Consider the following 14,025-nt stretch of genomic DNA (forward strand, 5'->3'; position numbering starts at 1 on the left):
TTGAACGGGTTCTGACTGTAGGCCACTCTGAGTCGCCCCGGTAGTGGAACGACTACGGAGAGGAACCAACCGTCATGGGAGAAGTTGTTCGCCCGGACACCCAGCCGTCGAGCCCCGCACCCCCCAGCACCCCCGCCCCCTGCCGTACCTGCGAGGAATGGCGCCTGGCCGAGGCCGTCGCGGACGCCGAGCGCGACTTCAGCAGGGCCACGGACTGCCGGGTGCTGCTCCGGCGGCACCAGGAAACGGCGGACTGCTCGGGTCAGGGGCCGGCATGAGTGAACAGGACGCCCAAGCCCCTGAGTTCAACCCGATGCGCTTTCCGCCCTGCGCGTGCGTCCGCTGCCGTTCCGAGAGGTCAGCCGCGAAATCCGCCGAGGAGGCCGGGGACGGCGCGGCCCCGGACGCGGAGGATGGCGACTCCGCCCTCCTGCGCCGACTGCGCGCCCGTGTGGTCGAGGAGAACGGACTGCGCAACTCCCTGCGACGGGACCAGTGACCGCCCCCGGCACCCTCCCCGGCCCCGCCTACGCGGCCGAGACGTACGCGGGCGACGGGAAGACGGCCGTGTTCCTGGCAACGACACTCACCAACTCGCCTTGAGTGAATCTTCGTTGGCTCACCGGCCGGACCCGCCGCATGGCACGCGCTCGCCCCCGATCCGTGCGCGACCACCTGATGCCCGCCGGGAATGCTCAGGCCCACCGGGCACCGGAACGCCTGTGACGCACCCGCCCGGCTACCGGCGTGGGCCGAGTCGGTCCAAGAGCACGAAGAGGTGCTTCGGCACCTCGCGTAGGGCCGGGCCTACCGGTTCGTCGCTCAAGACGGCGACGGCTGCCGGTGCGGGCTCCGCGCCCGCCCCGGGACTTGTCTCGCGCACGTGCCGCCGGAGGCGGCCGGGCCCTGCCGCGATATCGCGTGGCGGTCGTCGGCCGGGTGGGGCAGGGAGGTGTCGGCAGACGCCTTCGGAGGCGTTCCTTGCCCGTCGAGGTCAGCCGATGTCAGCCGAGGTCGATCGATGTGAGCCGAGGTCAGCCGGGCCGCACCACGCGATCCCCCACGCCCGGGTCGGTCGGGGAGTCCGCACGGCTCTTCGTGGACCTACGGGGGGTTGGGATCGCTGCCGAGTCGGGCCCCTTCGTGGGGGTCGGCCTGAGCGACGGCCTCATGCCGGGCCTCACCACCGGTCCCGCCGAGCGGGCCACGCCCACCCGCGCGGCGCCCCGCGCCGCACCGCTCAGTGACGGCCGGTCAGGTGGGCGAGGACCTGTTCCGCGCTGTCGGGGGCGAAGGCGCTCTCGATGCCCTCGGCGGCGCCCTCGGCCGCCTCGGTGGAGCGGGGCAGCAGGATCTTCTCGTAGGCGGTGACGGCCTCGTCGGGTTCCGGGTGGCCGGCGAGGGCCTGGGCGAGGTCGGCCCCGTCGCGCATGGCGAGGTTCGCGCCCATGCCGGAGAACGGGGACATCAGGTGGGCGGCGTCCCCCAGCAGGGTCACGCCCTCGGTGTGCTCCCAGGTGTGCGGGACGGGCAGGGCGTACAGGGGCCGGTTGACGTACCCGGTGTCGGTCTCGGTGAGGAAGCCGCGCAGCGCCGGGCTCCAGCCTGCGAAGCGTTCCAGCAGTGCGGCGCGGACGGCGGCGGGCTCGGCCAGGTCCACGCCTGCCCGGCGGTGCCAGTCCTCGGGGGTGCGCATCCCGGCGTAGACGCGGATGTGGCCGCCGCTGTTGCGCTGCGCCACGAGGCCGAGGTTGTCGTCGAGGGCCATCATCGTGCCCTCCCCGGTGAGCGCGGCCAGCTCCGGGTGGCGGGCCTCGGCCTCGTTCAGGCCGGTCTCCACGAAGGTGACCCCGGTGTAGACGGGCACGGCGTCCGACAGCAGGCGGCGCACGCGCGACCAGGCGCCGTCCGCCCCGACGAGCAGGTCCGTCTCGGCCGTCTCCCCGTTGGCGAAGTGCAGCCGGTGACGGCCCGCGCCCAGCGGCTCGGCGCGCTCCAGCTTGTGGCCCCACCGGACGGTGCCGGGGGCTAGGGAGTCGAGCAGCAGGTCACGGAGCTGCCCCCGGTCGATCTCCGGGTTTCCCTGGCCCTCGCGCGGTGGCACCGCGTCGAACAGGGTCTTCCCGTCGCGGCCGAGCAGACGCGTCCGCTCCCCCTCGGGCCGGGCCAGAGCGCCGAACTTTTCCCACAGACCGGCGGCGCGCAGGGCGTACTGCCCGGTGCCCGCCTGCATGTCGAGGCTGCCGCCCTGGTCGCGGGCGGCCGGTGCGGCGCCGAGATCGTGGACGGTGACCTCGACGCCGTGCCGCTGAAGGACGCGGGCGCAGGTCAGACCGCCGGGACCGGCGCCGACGACGGCGACACGGGCGGGGGTGCGGGCGGGGGTGCGGTGCATGTCGTTCTCCTTGGTGTGCGGGGGCGGCGGCGGAAGGACGCGCGGGAACCCCTCACCCACGAAAACACACCCAGTACGAAAGTGCAATGACTCAACTTTTTGCCTCAGGCCACCTTCAGGGTGTCCGCACACAAGAGAGCCGGCCGTGACGTTCGACGTCACGGCCGGCTCTCTTGTGTCAGCGGGAGTCCAGGAGCCTTACCCCAGCGTGGACTTCACCACGTCCGCGAGGCCCGCCGCCACCGAGCGGGCCTGCTCGATGTCGGCCGCCTCGACCATGACCCGTACCAGCGGTTCCGTACCCGAGGGCCGCAGCAGGACGCGGCCGGTGGTGCCGAGGCTGCGTTCGGCCTCCTCGACGGCGGTGCGCAGCTCGGGGGCCGAGCCCACGCGGGACTTGTCGACGTCGGGGACGTTGATGAGCACCTGCGGCAGGCGCGTCATGACGGAGGCCAGATCGGCCAGCGAACGGCCGGTCTGGGCGACCCGGGCGGCGAGCATGAGCCCGGTCAGGGTGCCGTCCCCGGTCGTCGCGTGGTCCAGGATGATGACGTGGCCGGACTGCTCCCCGCCGAGCGCGAAGCCCTCCTTCTTCATCTGCTCCAGGACGTAGCGGTCGCCGACCGCCGTCTCCACGAAGGACACGCCCTCGCGCTCCATGGCCAGCTTGAAGCCCAGGTTCGACATGACGGTCGCGACCACCGTGTTCTTGCGCAGCGTGCCGTGCTCACGCATGGACAGCGCGAGGACCGCGAGGATCTGGTCGCCGTCCACCTCCCTGCCCTCGGCGTCCACCGCGAGGCAGCGGTCGGCGTCCCCGTCGTGGGCGATGCCGAAGTCCGCGCCCTGCTCGACCACGGCGGCCTGGAGCTTGGCGAGGTGCGTGGAGCCGCAGCCGTCGTTGATGTTGAGGCCGTCCGGGTCCGCGCCGATCGTGATGACGTCGGCCCCGGCACGCGCGAAGGCGTCGGGCGAGACGCGGGCCGCCGCGCCGTGCGCCTCGTCGAGGACGATCTTCAGCCCGTCGAGCCGGTTGGGGAGCACGCCGACGAGGTGCGCGACGTACTGGTCGTAGCCCTCGTCGTAGTCCCGCACGCGGCCGACGCGCGCCCCGGTCGGGCGGTCCCAGTCGGGGGCGCCGGGCTCGGTGTGGCGCTGGTACTGCGCCTCGATGCGGTCCTCCAGCTCGTCGGCCAGCTTGTGGCCGCCGCGCGCGAAGAACTTGATGCCGTTGTCGGGCATCGCGTTGTGGCTCGCGGAGAGCATGACGCCGAAGTCCGCGCCGAGCGTCCCGGTGAGATGCGCGACGGCGGGGGTCGGCAGCACGCCCACCTTCAGCACGTCCACCCCGGCGCTCGCCAGGCCCGCGACCACGGCGGCCTCCAGGAACTCCCCGGAGGCGCGCGGATCACGGCCGACCACGGCCGTCGGGCGGTGCCCCGGGCGGCTGCCCAGTTCACCGAGCACGTGTGCCGCCGCGACCGAGAGGCCGAGCGCCAGCTCGGCCGTCAGATCGACGCCCGCGACCCCGCGTACGCCGTCCGTCCCGAAGAGCCGTCCCACTTGGTGTCCTCCCGCGTTGTTCACCGGCGACGCCGGCCCGAGCCGCCGCCACCCTCCGCACTCATCTTGTTATACGTCATACCGCACGGCTCGTACCGCATAGAGCCGGTTCCTCCCCAAAGCGCACGCATTCGTGTGGCCGGCCCCCACGCGTTCGCCGGACCAGCCACGCACCCGCGCCGGAGGCACCCCGCACGCGCGCCGGACGCACCCCGCACGCGCGCCCGGCGCACCGGCACGGCTCCACCGGGCGCACCGGCACGCTTGCGCGTAAACGAACGCCCCGGCGGCACGAGCGTGCCGCCGGGGCGAACGGTGAAGAACAAGCAGGCGGATTTAGCGCTTGCTGTACTGCGGGGCCTTGCGGGCCTTCTTCAGACCGGCCTTCTTGCGCTCGACGGCACGGTCGTCACGACGCAGGAACCCGGCCTTCTTGAGGGCGCCGCGGTTGTTGTCCACGTCGGCCTCGTTCAGCGCGCGGGCCACGCCCAGGCGCAGGGCGCCGGCCTGACCGGAGACGCCGCCACCCGAGATACGGGCGACCACGTCGTAGCGGTTGTCCAGCTCCAGAACCTTGAAGGGCTCGTTGACTTCCTGCTGGTGCACCTTGTTGGGGAAGTAGTCCTCAAGGGTGCGGCCGTTGATCTTCCACTTGCCGCTGCCCGGGACGATCCGGACGCGGGCGATGGCGTTCTTGCGACGGCCCAGGCCGGCGGCCGGCTGGGGCTCACCGAAGGCGGACGCGAGGGACTCCGAGGTGTACTCGCCCTCGACGGGGACCTCGGACTCGGTGGTGTACTGCTCGACGTCGACAGCCTCTTCGATCGGCTGCTCGGCGGTGGTCTCGGCCACGATGCTCCTCAGATTTCTCTACGTCTTAGGGGGTGGCCGGAACTACTGCGCGACCTGGGTGATCTCGAACGGCACAGGCTGCTGCGCCGAGTGCGGGTGCTGCTCGCCCGCGTAGACCTTCAGCTTCGACAGCATCTGACGGCCCAGGGTGTTCTTGGGGAGCATGCCCTTGACGGCCTTCTCGACGGCCTTCTCGGGGTTCTTGTCGAGCAGCTCGTCGTAGCGCACGGAGCGCAGGCCGCCCGGGTACCCGGAGTGGCGGTAGGCCATCTTCTGGGTCCGCTTGTTGCCGGAGAGGTGCACCTTGGCCGCGTTGACGATGATGACGAAGTCACCGGTGTCGACGTGGGGCGCGTAGATCGGCTTGTGCTTGCCCCGCAGGAGGCTGGCAGCGGTCGACGCCAGACGGCCCAGGACGATGTCCTGAGCGTCGATGACGTGCCACTGGCGAGTGACATCGCCAGGCTTGGGGCTGAACGTACGCACGGTCGTAGCCTTCGCTTCTCAGTGATGGGGTCTCCCCCGGCTCGGCAGAGCCAGGGGAAGGGTCCTGACATGGCCACCACGGACGATCACGACAGCCCTGGACGCACGACGGTGACGCAACCGTGTGCATGCCGCTGGTCATCGGCCCGGTGGACCGGTGTAAGGGCCCCTCACGTGAGAATGAGCAAGCCAATACACATAACGAAGAGGCAGAATACCCGGGCTTACCCGGACGGGTCAAAACGATGAAGACCCCCTGTTCAGGGAGTCGGGGACCTGTCCCGGCGCTGCTCCGGCGGGATTCGCGGCTCTCCGCCGTCTCCCAGCGTACGTCCCCGGGGAGCGGCCCGGAGGGGGCAGGGGCGAGATCCGGCCCACGCCGGCCCGGCACCCGGCCCGGCCCGGCGCGTCCCCGTACGCGGTCCCGTACCTCGTCCCCGTACGCGGTCCCGTACCGGTACCGGTACGGGCACGGTCCCCGGCCGTCCCTCGACCGGTCGCGGGGCGGGTCCTTAGGATGCGGCCCATGAGCTTTGGGCAGGGGGGACCCTCGTGGGGGCCGGGGGACACGGGTCCGCGAGGGCCGCAAGGGCCGCGGGAGCCGCGGGACGGCCGTTTCCCGCGGTCCGGCCCCGCGACGCCGGACTGGTCGGCGCTCGCGGAGGCGGCGGCCGCGCGGGAGCGGCGCAGGAAGTGGCTGTGGGTGGGCGGCGGGGCGGTCGCGACGGTCGTGGTGGCCTCGCTGGTGGCCGCCGTCGTCGTCACCGCCAACCACGACGACGGGGAGCGGGCCGACGCCCGGCCCCGCGGGCTGCCGCCCACGCAGACCCTGCCGAGCGAGACGGCGAAGCCCTCGCCGACCTTCCCCTCGGTCGCGCCGAAGCCGGTGCCGAAGCCGACGGAGTACCTGAACAGCGCGGCGAAGGACACCGCCCCGCTGCCCGCCGCCGGGCTGTTCCCCGGCACGGAGGTCACGATCGGCAGCGCCGTGTACAAGAAGGGCGCGCTCGCCTCCACCACGGACTGCGCCTCGGCGACGCAGGGCGCCCTCGGCGGCGTCCTGTCCGCGAACGGCTGCCGGCGGCTGATGCGCGCGACGTACACGAAGGACGGGACGGCCGTCACGGTCGGGGTCGCGGTCTTCGACACGGACGCGGCGGCGCTGCGGGCCAAGCAGCAGGCGAGGGGCAACGTCGCCTCCCTCCCGGGCGCGGGCGTGCCGGTCTTCTGCCGGGCGGTGAAGTGCCGCAACACCACCAACGCGGTGGGCCGCTACCTGTACGTCACGGTGGGCGGGTTCACCGCGCGCGAGGACGTGACGCCGCGGGACACGGCGGTGTTCCGGGCCGGGGACGACCTGTCGACCTTCGCGTTCCGGCAGATCTACCGCCGGGGCGTGGCCGCGGCCTCGGCGGCGGCCACCGCCCCGGCGGCGTAGGCGGTCACACCGCTCAGTGGTGCTTGAACCGCAGCCGCAAGGGCACGAGGGCGGACTCCAGCTGGGTGCGCAGCGTCATCTTGGAGACGCCCTCGGTGCGTTCCTCGAAGCGGATGGGTATCTCCACGGCGGTGTGCCCGGTCCGTATCGCCTTGTACTTCAGCTCGACCTGGAAGCTGTAGCCGGCGCTGTCGAGCGAGGCGAGGTCCACGTCGCGCAGGGTCGCGGCGGTCCACAGGTTGAAGCCCGCGGTGATGTCCTTGACGTCGGTGCCGAGGACGGCGCGGACGTAGCCGTTGGCGAAGCGGGAGAGCAGGACGCGGTGGCGGCCCCACTCCTCGTCGAGCTGTCCGCCCTCGACGTAGCGGCTGCCGACGACGAGACCGGCGCCGCTCTCCTCGGCGGCGGCGAGCATCCGGACGACGGCCTCGACGGGGTGGCTGCCGTCGGCGTCCATCTGCACGACGTACGCGGCCCCCTCGGCGAGCGCGGCGCTCATCCCGGCGACGTAGGCGCGGCCCAGGCCGTCCTTCTCGGTGCGGTGCAGGACGGACATGCGGGCGGCGGGGGCGCCGTCGTTGTACTTCTCGGCCAGCTCCTCGGCGAGGTGGCCGGTGCCGTCGGGGCTGGAGTCGTCCACGATCTTCAGGTGCAGTCCGGGCAGCGGCAGGTCGAGGACGGCCTGCGCCATGCGGGGCAGGTTCGCCGCCTCGTTGTAGGTCGGCATGACGACGGTGACGGGAGATGTCGCGGCCTGCGCCGACTCCTCCTCGCGGGACGGTGACACGGTTCTCCTTGGGAGCTTCAGAGGTGGACCTCGCGGCCGGCCGCGCTGTCGCCGCCGTCCGCCTTCGGGTCCTTGTCGTCCCCGGTGCGGGTCAGCAACAGCACCTGGACACTGGCGAGTTTCTTCGTGCCCGCGATCCGGAAACCGGCGCGCAGGGCCTTGGTGGTGGCGGGCGGCATCTGCGCGTACGGGTTGCCGTCCGGGGAGGTGGCGACGAGCCACAGCCGTTTCGTGCGGGCGAGGCAGCTCGCGGGCCTGGGGCACTCCTGGGCGCCGTACGAGGCGATCTGCTGCGGGGTGCGGTACATCAGGACGTCCCGGGGCCGCTCGGCGGCGTCCCGCAGTTCGTAGTCCATACCGCGGCGCTCCGCGAGCAGCCCGCTGTACGCGATGGCGTCGCCGCGCTTCTGGTGGGCGAGGACGTAGTGCGCGGCGCCCCGGTAGTCGGGCTCGCCCGGGATCGGTCCGCGGGCCGCGTCGATGCCGGGCAGCGCGGTCACGGTGAGCCCGCCCACCGCGAGCAGGCCGAGCGCGAGCCCCGCCGCGCGCGGCCCCCTGGCCCCCGTCCCGGCGCGGGACCCGGTGACGGCGCCTCCGGCGCGGCCCAGCGCGACGGCGCCGAGCAGGACCCAGGCGGGCGCGGTGAACAGCAGGTACCGCGCGAGGAACAGGTGGAGCTGGGCGGCCGTGGCGAAGGTGAGCAGCGGCGGCAGGACGGCCCACAGGGCGAGCGGCAGCGCGTACCGCCCGGCGAAGCACAGGCCCACCAGGCCCAGGGCGAGGACGGGGACCGCCACCGCCCAGGTCCCGAACAGTTGCTGCGGGAGTTCGCGCAGGTCGTGGACGGTCGGGTTGTTCCACGAGATCTGGCCGCTCTGCCCGCTGCCGGAGAGCGCCATCGGCAGGACGAGGCACAGGCCGAGGGTCGCGGCGGCGGTGAAGGCCCAGCCGGCGATCCGGTCGCCGTCGCGCCGCACCCGCACCACCATCGCGAGGTGCGCGGCGAGCACGCACAGCGAGGCGAGGTGGCTCCAGCCGATGAGCGGGAGGGAGAAGGTGTAGGCGGTCCAGCCCTTGAAGGTGGGCCGCTCCAGCGAGCGCGCGAGCAGCAGCGTGGAGAGCAGGACGGCGGCCACCGCGAAGGCGTACGGCCGGATCTCCTGCCCGTAGCGGGTGGTCGCGGGCAGTACGGCGAAGGCGAGCCCGGCGATCAGGCCGACGCGGGCGGTGAACAGCTGGCGCCCGAGCAGTCCGAGCAGTCCGGCGGCGGCGCCCATCGCGAGGGCCTCGGGTACGCGCAGCGCGGCCGGGGAGTCGCCGAACACCGCGATCCAGCAGTGCATCAGCACGTAGTAGGGGGTGAAGACGATGTCGATGGAGCGGATCAGCCGGCTCAGGTCGTGCATCGAGAGGCTGGAGGCCCACCATGTGGCGTGCTCGTCGCGCCACAACTGCCTCTCGTCCAGGCCCTGGAGGACGAAGAGGAGGGCGAGCAGGGCCGGCAGCGCGAAGACGGCGAGGGCGAGGCGGCGCCCGCCCTTGCCGGGGCGCTCCACGGGCGGCGGCGGTTGCGGGGTGCCCGACTCGCGGGCGAGCGCCAGTGCCGAGGGCCGCAGCCGGGGCAGCAGCAGGCTCATGGTCTGCGTGGACTCGGCGGCGGGGCCCGGCGGGTGCGCCGCGGACCCCGTGTCGTCCCTCCCGGTGGCCCGTCGCGCGTCCGGGCGTCCCGCGTCCTGGCTCGCGGCGCGCTGCCGCATGTCCCGGCTCACTGCTTGACCCATATCCGGTAGGAGGAGGTGCCGCTGCTCGTGGTGGTCGGGAACTGGGCGGTCAGCCGGTAGTGCGCGTTGCCGCGCAGCTCCTCGCGGACCGCCGCGTCGACCTCGGGGGTGACTCCGCCGCGCAACATGATGACGTCGAAGTAGCCGTCGCGGACGGCCGCGCGGAAGCCCGCGGGCTCACCGCCCGAGTACCGCTTCCCGTTCTTCGCGGTGTAGTCGAGGGAGGCGGTGTTCTTCCACTGGTTCCAGCCGGTGACGTCCCGCAGGTAGTAGCCGGGCACCTCGGACTCCTCGGCGAGGTAGACGCCCTTGCGGTCCACGACGGTGCGCAGGTAGGCGACCGGGCCCCGGGAGTCGGGGAAGCTGAACGCGTTCTGCGCCTGGACCATGCCGAGGACCAGGGTCAGGACGAAGAGCATGATGCCGAGCTGCGGGTTGCGGAAGTGCGGGCCGATCAGCCGGGACATGCCGAGGCCCGCCATGGGCGCGGCGAACAGCAGCCCGAAGCCGACGTGCTTGTAGAGGGACACCTCGGTCTGGAGGTGGATCTGGTAGGCCGTCGCGAGCAGCGCGCTGCCGGTCAGGACGGTGCCGAGCAGGGCGCGGCGCACCCGGCCCGGGGTGGACCCGGAGACCCAGGGCATCTCGACCATGCGGGCCCGTACGACGTAGGCGACGGAGCCGGCCAGCGCGGTGAGGAACACGAGGCCGCCCCACTGCGCGCTGTGCTGGAGCAGGGTCCAGGCGGTGTCGCTGCCGTGCCGCCGGTCGGTGGTGGTGGAGCTGATGCCGCCGAGCGGACCGGACAGCGCCCAGCCGGCGCCGAGCAGGACGAGGACCCCGGCGGCCAGCAGCGCGCCGCGCAGCAGGGTCCTTACGCCGCGCTGGCGGTAGGCGGTGAGGACGGCGAGCACCACGAGGGTGGGGATGTAGAGGCCGGCCGCGTACTTGACGCCGAAGGCGAGCGCGATGGGCGGCGCCGCGAGCAGCACGGCGGGCGCCTTCATCCGGCCGGTGCGCACGAGGACCCAGAAGGCGAGGGCGAGCAGGAACAGCGCGGCCGCGTCGTAGGTCGCGAGCCGGCCGAGCACGATCGTGGACTGCACGACGGAGAACAGCGCGGCGGCGCCCAGCGCGGAGCGCGAGTTGAACATGCGCCGGGTCGCCGCGTACAGCAGGGCGGTGGCCGCGAGCATGAACACGAGGCTCAGCGCGCGGACCCCGGCCAGGCCGAAGGGCCCGTCGACGAGCGCGGCGAGCACCGGGTAGAGCTTGGGGTGGCCGGAGAAGTAGGCGGCGAAGTCGACGGGCAGCGGGGTGCCGTGCAGCAGGTTGTCGAGTTCGTAGTGGCCCGAGGCGATGTAGAGCGCCTCGTCCTGGAAGGCGGTGCCGCGCAGCCGCAGCGAGAGCACCGCCTGCACGAGGAGTACGCACAGCAGCGCGGCCCGGCTGATGAGGGTCGAGCGCCGGGTGTCGACGGCCCACGCGGACTCGGGCACCTTCGGCAGGGTGTAGCCGCGTACGGGCTCCCGCTGCGGGTTGATCTCGAAGGGGTCCTCGGGCAGCGCGGCCGGATCGGTGTCCGGCCGCGCGACGGGCTCCTGGTCCCAGGGCGGCGGCGCGGAACCGGGGGGCGGCGGCGCGGAACCGGAGGGCGGCGGCTCGCGGTCGAGGGGCTGGGGCGGTACCGGCGCGCCGTGGGGGGCGGGTCGCGGTTCGCCTCCCTCGTACGGCTGCGGCTCCGGCTGCGGGTACGGCGGCCCGGACGGCGGGAAGGCGGGGGGATACCGGTCCATCAGGGCTTCTTCACATCGAATCCGTAGCCGGGGTCACGGGCCTGGTCCTTGTACGCCCGCTGGGCGGCGGGCCCGCTCGCGATGCGCCAGTCCGTCTCCTTGTCGAAGTCGAACCACACGTGGCCGAGGACGTCCTTACGGGCCAGCACGCCCTGGAACAGGTCCTTGATGTCGGCGGGTTTGCGCTCCCCGGCCTCGGAGGCGGTCTCGGCGATGAGGAAGGGCCGCCGGGTGAAGGCGCGGATCTGGTCCATGGTCGGGCCGTACAGGCTCGCGAAGGTCGAGGGGCCGCCGGTCGCGTAGTAGCCGACGACGCCGACCCAGTCGACGTAGGCGTCCCCGGGCCAGTACGGCTTGAGCTTCACGTCGGGCACGGGGTTGACGACGTTGGGGCTCCACACCCAGATGACCTGGGTGGCGCCCTCGTCGGCGAACACGTCGTGGATGTGCTTCCAGGCCTTCACGAACTCGCGCGGGGTGGCCTTCTTGGTGCCCCAGGGGTACCAGCCGCCGTTCATCTCGTGCGCGAAGCTGATCGCGACGGGCTGGTTCAGCTCCTTCACGGAACGGGCGTACTCGCGTATGTACGTGTCGTCCTTGCCGGCGCCTATCTGCCGGAGGCTGCGCTTGAACGGCTCCCAGGCGATGAAGGGCAGCGCCCCGTAGTCCCAGGCGTTGACCGCGAGCCGGGTCTCGTAACTGTCGCCCCAGGCCGAGTAGAACTCGACCAGATCGGGCTTCTTCCCGGCCTGTCCGGCGAACCGGTCGAGCGGCTTGACGGAGGCGGGCGCCCCGTCGAGGGCCACCCCGAAGTACTTCTTGTCCGGCGTGAGCAGGGGCCGCACGTCGTAGGGCAGGACGCTCTTCTCGGGCGCCGCCGAGGCCGGCCGCGTGGACGCGGAGTCGTCCGGCCTGCCCTGGGCCCGGTCGTACTGGCTGCGGCCGCCGTCGGAGAAGACGCCGCATCCGGTCGCGGACAGCAGGGCGCCGGTCAGCAGTACGGCGGTGAGACCGCGCCGGGCGGCGGCGAGGCCGCGTGGGGGGAGCTGGGGGGAGCGGATCATGCGCTCGCTTCCTGGGGACGGGCGTTACGGGGCTGGACGAGCACGCGGGCGACGACGGCCGCGTAGAAGAGTCCGCCGGACAGCATCAGGGCGAAGTCCGGCGGGTAGGCGGTGAGCACGCGCCAGCCGGCCAGGGCCACCCACAGGACGGCGGTGCCCGCGGTCCAGCCGTACATCCCGGCCCAGTAGCGGCCCATGCCGTTCTTCTTGGCCCCGTCGGAACCGGTCGGCTTCCAGCCCATGGGGCGGCCCCGCAGGACGTCCCACACGGCGAAGACGTGCGACCAGCCGTACATGATGCGCACCGCCCACGCCTCCAGGCGGTAGGGGGCGCGGTGCCACAGCGGCAGCACGAGGGTCACGTAGAACACGCTGGGCAGGATGAGCAGTCCGGCCTGGGCGCGCAGCAGGTCGGGACGCAGGACGAGCAGGGACAGCGGGATGAGCGGGGCGACGAAGGTCAGCAGCGCCGTCTGGAGGTAGTAGAGGAAGCCGGAGACGTAGCACAGCCGCGTCATCAGCCTGAGGTCCATCTCCCAGAAGGACTTGCTGGTGAGCAGCGACAGCGAGCCCATGCACCAGCGGTACTGCTGGTTGTGGAAGGCCCCGGCGGTGTCGGGGCAGACCCCGGCGGACAGCGCGACCGGCACGTAGCGCAGCTTCCAGCCCAGCGCGCGCAGGTCGAAGCCGGTGTACATGTCCTCGGAGTGCTCGATGAGCGAGATACCGCCGATCTCGTCGAGCGCGGAGCGCCGGTACACGGCGCAGGAGCCCACGCAGATCGAGCCGTCCTTGTCCTCCCGGGAGGTCTGCACCGAGCGGTAGAACTGCTCCTGCACGGCGCCCGCGCCGCGCTCGATCCAGTTCTGCCGGTCCACGGTGCGGAAGAACTGCGGGGACTGGACGATGCCGACGCGCTCGTCGTCCATGTGCGGCAGCAGCTCGTCCAGCAGGTCGGCGCGGGGCGCGAAGTCGGCGTCGAGGATGAGGATGTGCTCGCCGTGGGTGCGCTCGAAGGCGTGCCGCAGGTTCCCGGCCTTCTTGAACCAGCCCCGGTTGGGCCGCACCACGTAGTGGAAGCCGAAGTCCCCCGCCATGGCGGCCACGTCCGGGTCGTCGGCGTCGTCCAGGACGTACACCTCGACGGGCCCCCGGTAGGCGGCGTCCAGCGCGCGTACGTGCGTCCAGGTGTTGGCGAGCACCTCCAGGGGCTCCCCGCACACCGGCAGGTAGACATCGACGCTCGGGTACCGCTGCGGCCGCCAGGTGCGGACCAGCCGCTTGTGGCCCTTGAGGTCGAAGTCCTTGCTGAAGCTGTCGAGCACGAAGGACAGCAGGTAGTCCGCCACGATGAACGCGAGCAGCGGCATCATGATCCAGAACCACGGGCTGGACGCGGTGAACAGCAGCTGGCTGACGCCCAGACAGGCGAAGCTCAGCATCGAACCGAAGGTCAGCACCCACCGGTTGCGCTGCGCGTAGGAGTACTTCTCCCGGTCGTCGGGCGGCTGCGGCAGCAGTCCGTGGCTGCGGGCGACGGTCCTGCGCCACTCCGCGGCACCGCCCGCCCTCCGGCGGCGCGGGGGAACGGGTCCCTGGACCCCTCCGGAACGGGAGGCGGAATCAACGGCACTCATGGAAGACCCCCGGGCCTCAAGCCCCGATTTGCTCCAACGGCGACCGGAGTCGAACATCCGGGCCGGAAATCGCGAGCATATACGAGGGAAGGAAGGCCGAGTTCCGCGCGGTGCCGACCGTTTGACCGGGTTTCGGCACCTCCCGGGGCCCCGATCAGCCCCCGAACTGTCGCTTTGTCCCGGGGGCGGGCGCCGGTCACCCGGGGTGTGGCATCAATAACACCCC

12 protein-coding genes are annotated in these 14,025 nt (G+C 72.5%); 3 read left to right on the forward strand and 9 right to left on the reverse strand.

The window, feature by feature from the left end; all coding sequences use genetic code 11:
* Nucleotides 1-74 precede the first annotated feature (74 nt).
* Together ACFYMP_RS25185 and ACFYMP_RS25190 are read left to right on the forward strand one after the other, a co-directional pair.
* Nucleotides 75-278: a hypothetical protein gene (locus ACFYMP_RS25185; protein WP_388861728.1), complete on the forward strand. Its 204-nt coding sequence runs from the start codon at nucleotides 75-77 to the stop codon at nucleotides 276-278.
* Nucleotides 275-499, forward strand: a complete 225-nt coding sequence (locus tag ACFYMP_RS25190) for a hypothetical protein (protein ID WP_388861730.1) — start codon at nucleotides 275-277, stop codon at nucleotides 497-499. Before ACFYMP_RS25185 ends, ACFYMP_RS25190 begins: the two co-directional genes overlap by 4 nt.
* Nucleotides 500-1,240: 741 nt before the next feature.
* On the opposite strand, the gene ACFYMP_RS25195 is transcribed toward ACFYMP_RS25190, so the two are convergent.
* From ACFYMP_RS25195 to rplM, 4 genes are all read right to left on the reverse strand, one after another.
* Entirely contained in the window at nucleotides 1,241-2,395 is a 1,155-nt protein-coding gene (locus tag ACFYMP_RS25195; RefSeq protein ID WP_388861732.1) for an FAD-dependent oxidoreductase, read from the reverse strand.
* A gap of 198 nt (nucleotides 2,396-2,593) precedes the next feature.
* A complete protein-coding gene (gene glmM, locus ACFYMP_RS25200; RefSeq protein ID WP_388861734.1) occupies nucleotides 2,594-3,958 on the reverse strand; it encodes a phosphoglucosamine mutase in 1,365 nt (454 codons plus the stop codon).
* 336 nt (nucleotides 3,959-4,294) lie between these two features.
* On the reverse strand, nucleotides 4,295-4,810 hold the full coding sequence (gene rpsI / locus ACFYMP_RS25205) for a 30S ribosomal protein S9 (RefSeq protein WP_363147065.1): 516 nt from the start codon (nucleotides 4,808-4,810) through the stop codon (nucleotides 4,295-4,297).
* Between the two features lie 42 nt (nucleotides 4,811-4,852).
* Nucleotides 4,853-5,296 carry a 50S ribosomal protein L13 gene (rplM, locus tag ACFYMP_RS25210; protein ID WP_388861736.1) on the reverse strand — a complete coding sequence of 148 codons (444 nt, stop codon included), beginning with the start codon at nucleotides 5,294-5,296 and terminating at the stop codon, nucleotides 4,853-4,855.
* Between the two features lie 526 nt (nucleotides 5,297-5,822).
* Here rplM and ACFYMP_RS25215 point away from each other — a divergent pair.
* Nucleotides 5,823-6,734 (forward strand): hypothetical protein, encoded by a 912-nt coding sequence (locus ACFYMP_RS25215; RefSeq protein WP_388861738.1) that lies wholly within the window; start codon nucleotides 5,823-5,825, stop codon nucleotides 6,732-6,734.
* Nucleotides 6,735-6,747: 13 nt separating this feature from the next.
* On the opposite strand, the gene ACFYMP_RS25220 is transcribed toward ACFYMP_RS25215, so the two are convergent.
* The 5 genes from ACFYMP_RS25220 to ACFYMP_RS25240 all read right to left on the reverse strand — a co-directional run bounded on the left by ACFYMP_RS25220 (nucleotide 6,748) and on the right by ACFYMP_RS25240 (nucleotide 13,799).
* A complete protein-coding gene (locus ACFYMP_RS25220; protein WP_388861822.1) occupies nucleotides 6,748-7,461 on the reverse strand; it encodes a polyprenol monophosphomannose synthase in 714 nt (237 codons plus the stop codon).
* 77 nt (nucleotides 7,462-7,538) lie between these two features.
* On the reverse strand, nucleotides 7,539-9,278 hold the full coding sequence (locus ACFYMP_RS25225; RefSeq protein WP_388861739.1) for a glycosyltransferase family 39 protein: 1,740 nt from the start codon (nucleotides 9,276-9,278) through the stop codon (nucleotides 7,539-7,541).
* A gap of 8 nt (nucleotides 9,279-9,286) precedes the next feature.
* Nucleotides 9,287-11,098 carry a glycosyltransferase family 39 protein gene (locus ACFYMP_RS25230; protein WP_388861741.1) on the reverse strand — a complete coding sequence of 604 codons (1,812 nt, stop codon included), beginning with the start codon at nucleotides 11,096-11,098 and terminating at the stop codon, nucleotides 9,287-9,289.
* A complete protein-coding gene (locus ACFYMP_RS25235; protein WP_388861743.1) occupies nucleotides 11,098-12,162 on the reverse strand; it encodes a glycoside hydrolase family 26 protein in 1,065 nt (354 codons plus the stop codon). The genes ACFYMP_RS25230 and ACFYMP_RS25235 overlap by 1 nt, the downstream gene beginning before the upstream one ends.
* A complete protein-coding gene (locus tag ACFYMP_RS25240; protein WP_388861745.1) occupies nucleotides 12,159-13,799 on the reverse strand; it encodes a glycosyltransferase family 2 protein in 1,641 nt (546 codons plus the stop codon). The genes ACFYMP_RS25235 and ACFYMP_RS25240 overlap by 4 nt, the downstream gene beginning before the upstream one ends.
* Between the last annotated feature and the right edge of the window lie 226 nt (nucleotides 13,800-14,025).

This window comes from Streptomyces sp. NPDC007088, assembly GCF_042869355.1.
Classification (GTDB): Bacteria; Actinomycetota; Actinomycetes; order Streptomycetales; family Streptomycetaceae; genus Streptomyces.

Coding starts and splice junctions, on each gene's coding strand:
- ACFYMP_RS25185 (WP_388861728.1), top strand. CDS start 75: ATGGGAGAAGTTGTTCGCCCGGACACCCAGCCGTCGAGCCCCGCACCC.
- ACFYMP_RS25190 (WP_388861730.1), top strand. CDS start 275: ATGAGTGAACAGGACGCCCAAGCCCCTGAGTTCAACCCGATGCGCTTT.
- ACFYMP_RS25195 (WP_388861732.1), bottom strand. CDS start 2,395: ATGCACCGCACCCCCGCCCGCACCCCCGCCCGTGTCGCCGTCGTCGGC.
- ACFYMP_RS25215 (WP_388861738.1), top strand. CDS start 5,823: ATGAGCTTTGGGCAGGGGGGACCCTCGTGGGGGCCGGGGGACACGGGT.
- ACFYMP_RS25220 (WP_388861822.1), bottom strand. CDS start 7,461: ATGCCGACCTACAACGAGGCGGCGAACCTGCCCCGCATGGCGCAGGCC.
- ACFYMP_RS25225 (WP_388861739.1), bottom strand. CDS start 9,278: ATGCGGCAGCGCGCCGCGAGCCAGGACGCGGGACGCCCGGACGCGCGA.
- ACFYMP_RS25230 (WP_388861741.1), bottom strand. CDS start 11,098: ATGGACCGGTATCCCCCCGCCTTCCCGCCGTCCGGGCCGCCGTACCCG.
- ACFYMP_RS25235 (WP_388861743.1), bottom strand. CDS start 12,162: ATGATCCGCTCCCCCCAGCTCCCCCCACGCGGCCTCGCCGCCGCCCGG.
- ACFYMP_RS25240 (WP_388861745.1), bottom strand. CDS start 13,799: ATGAGTGCCGTTGATTCCGCCTCCCGTTCCGGAGGGGTCCAGGGACCC.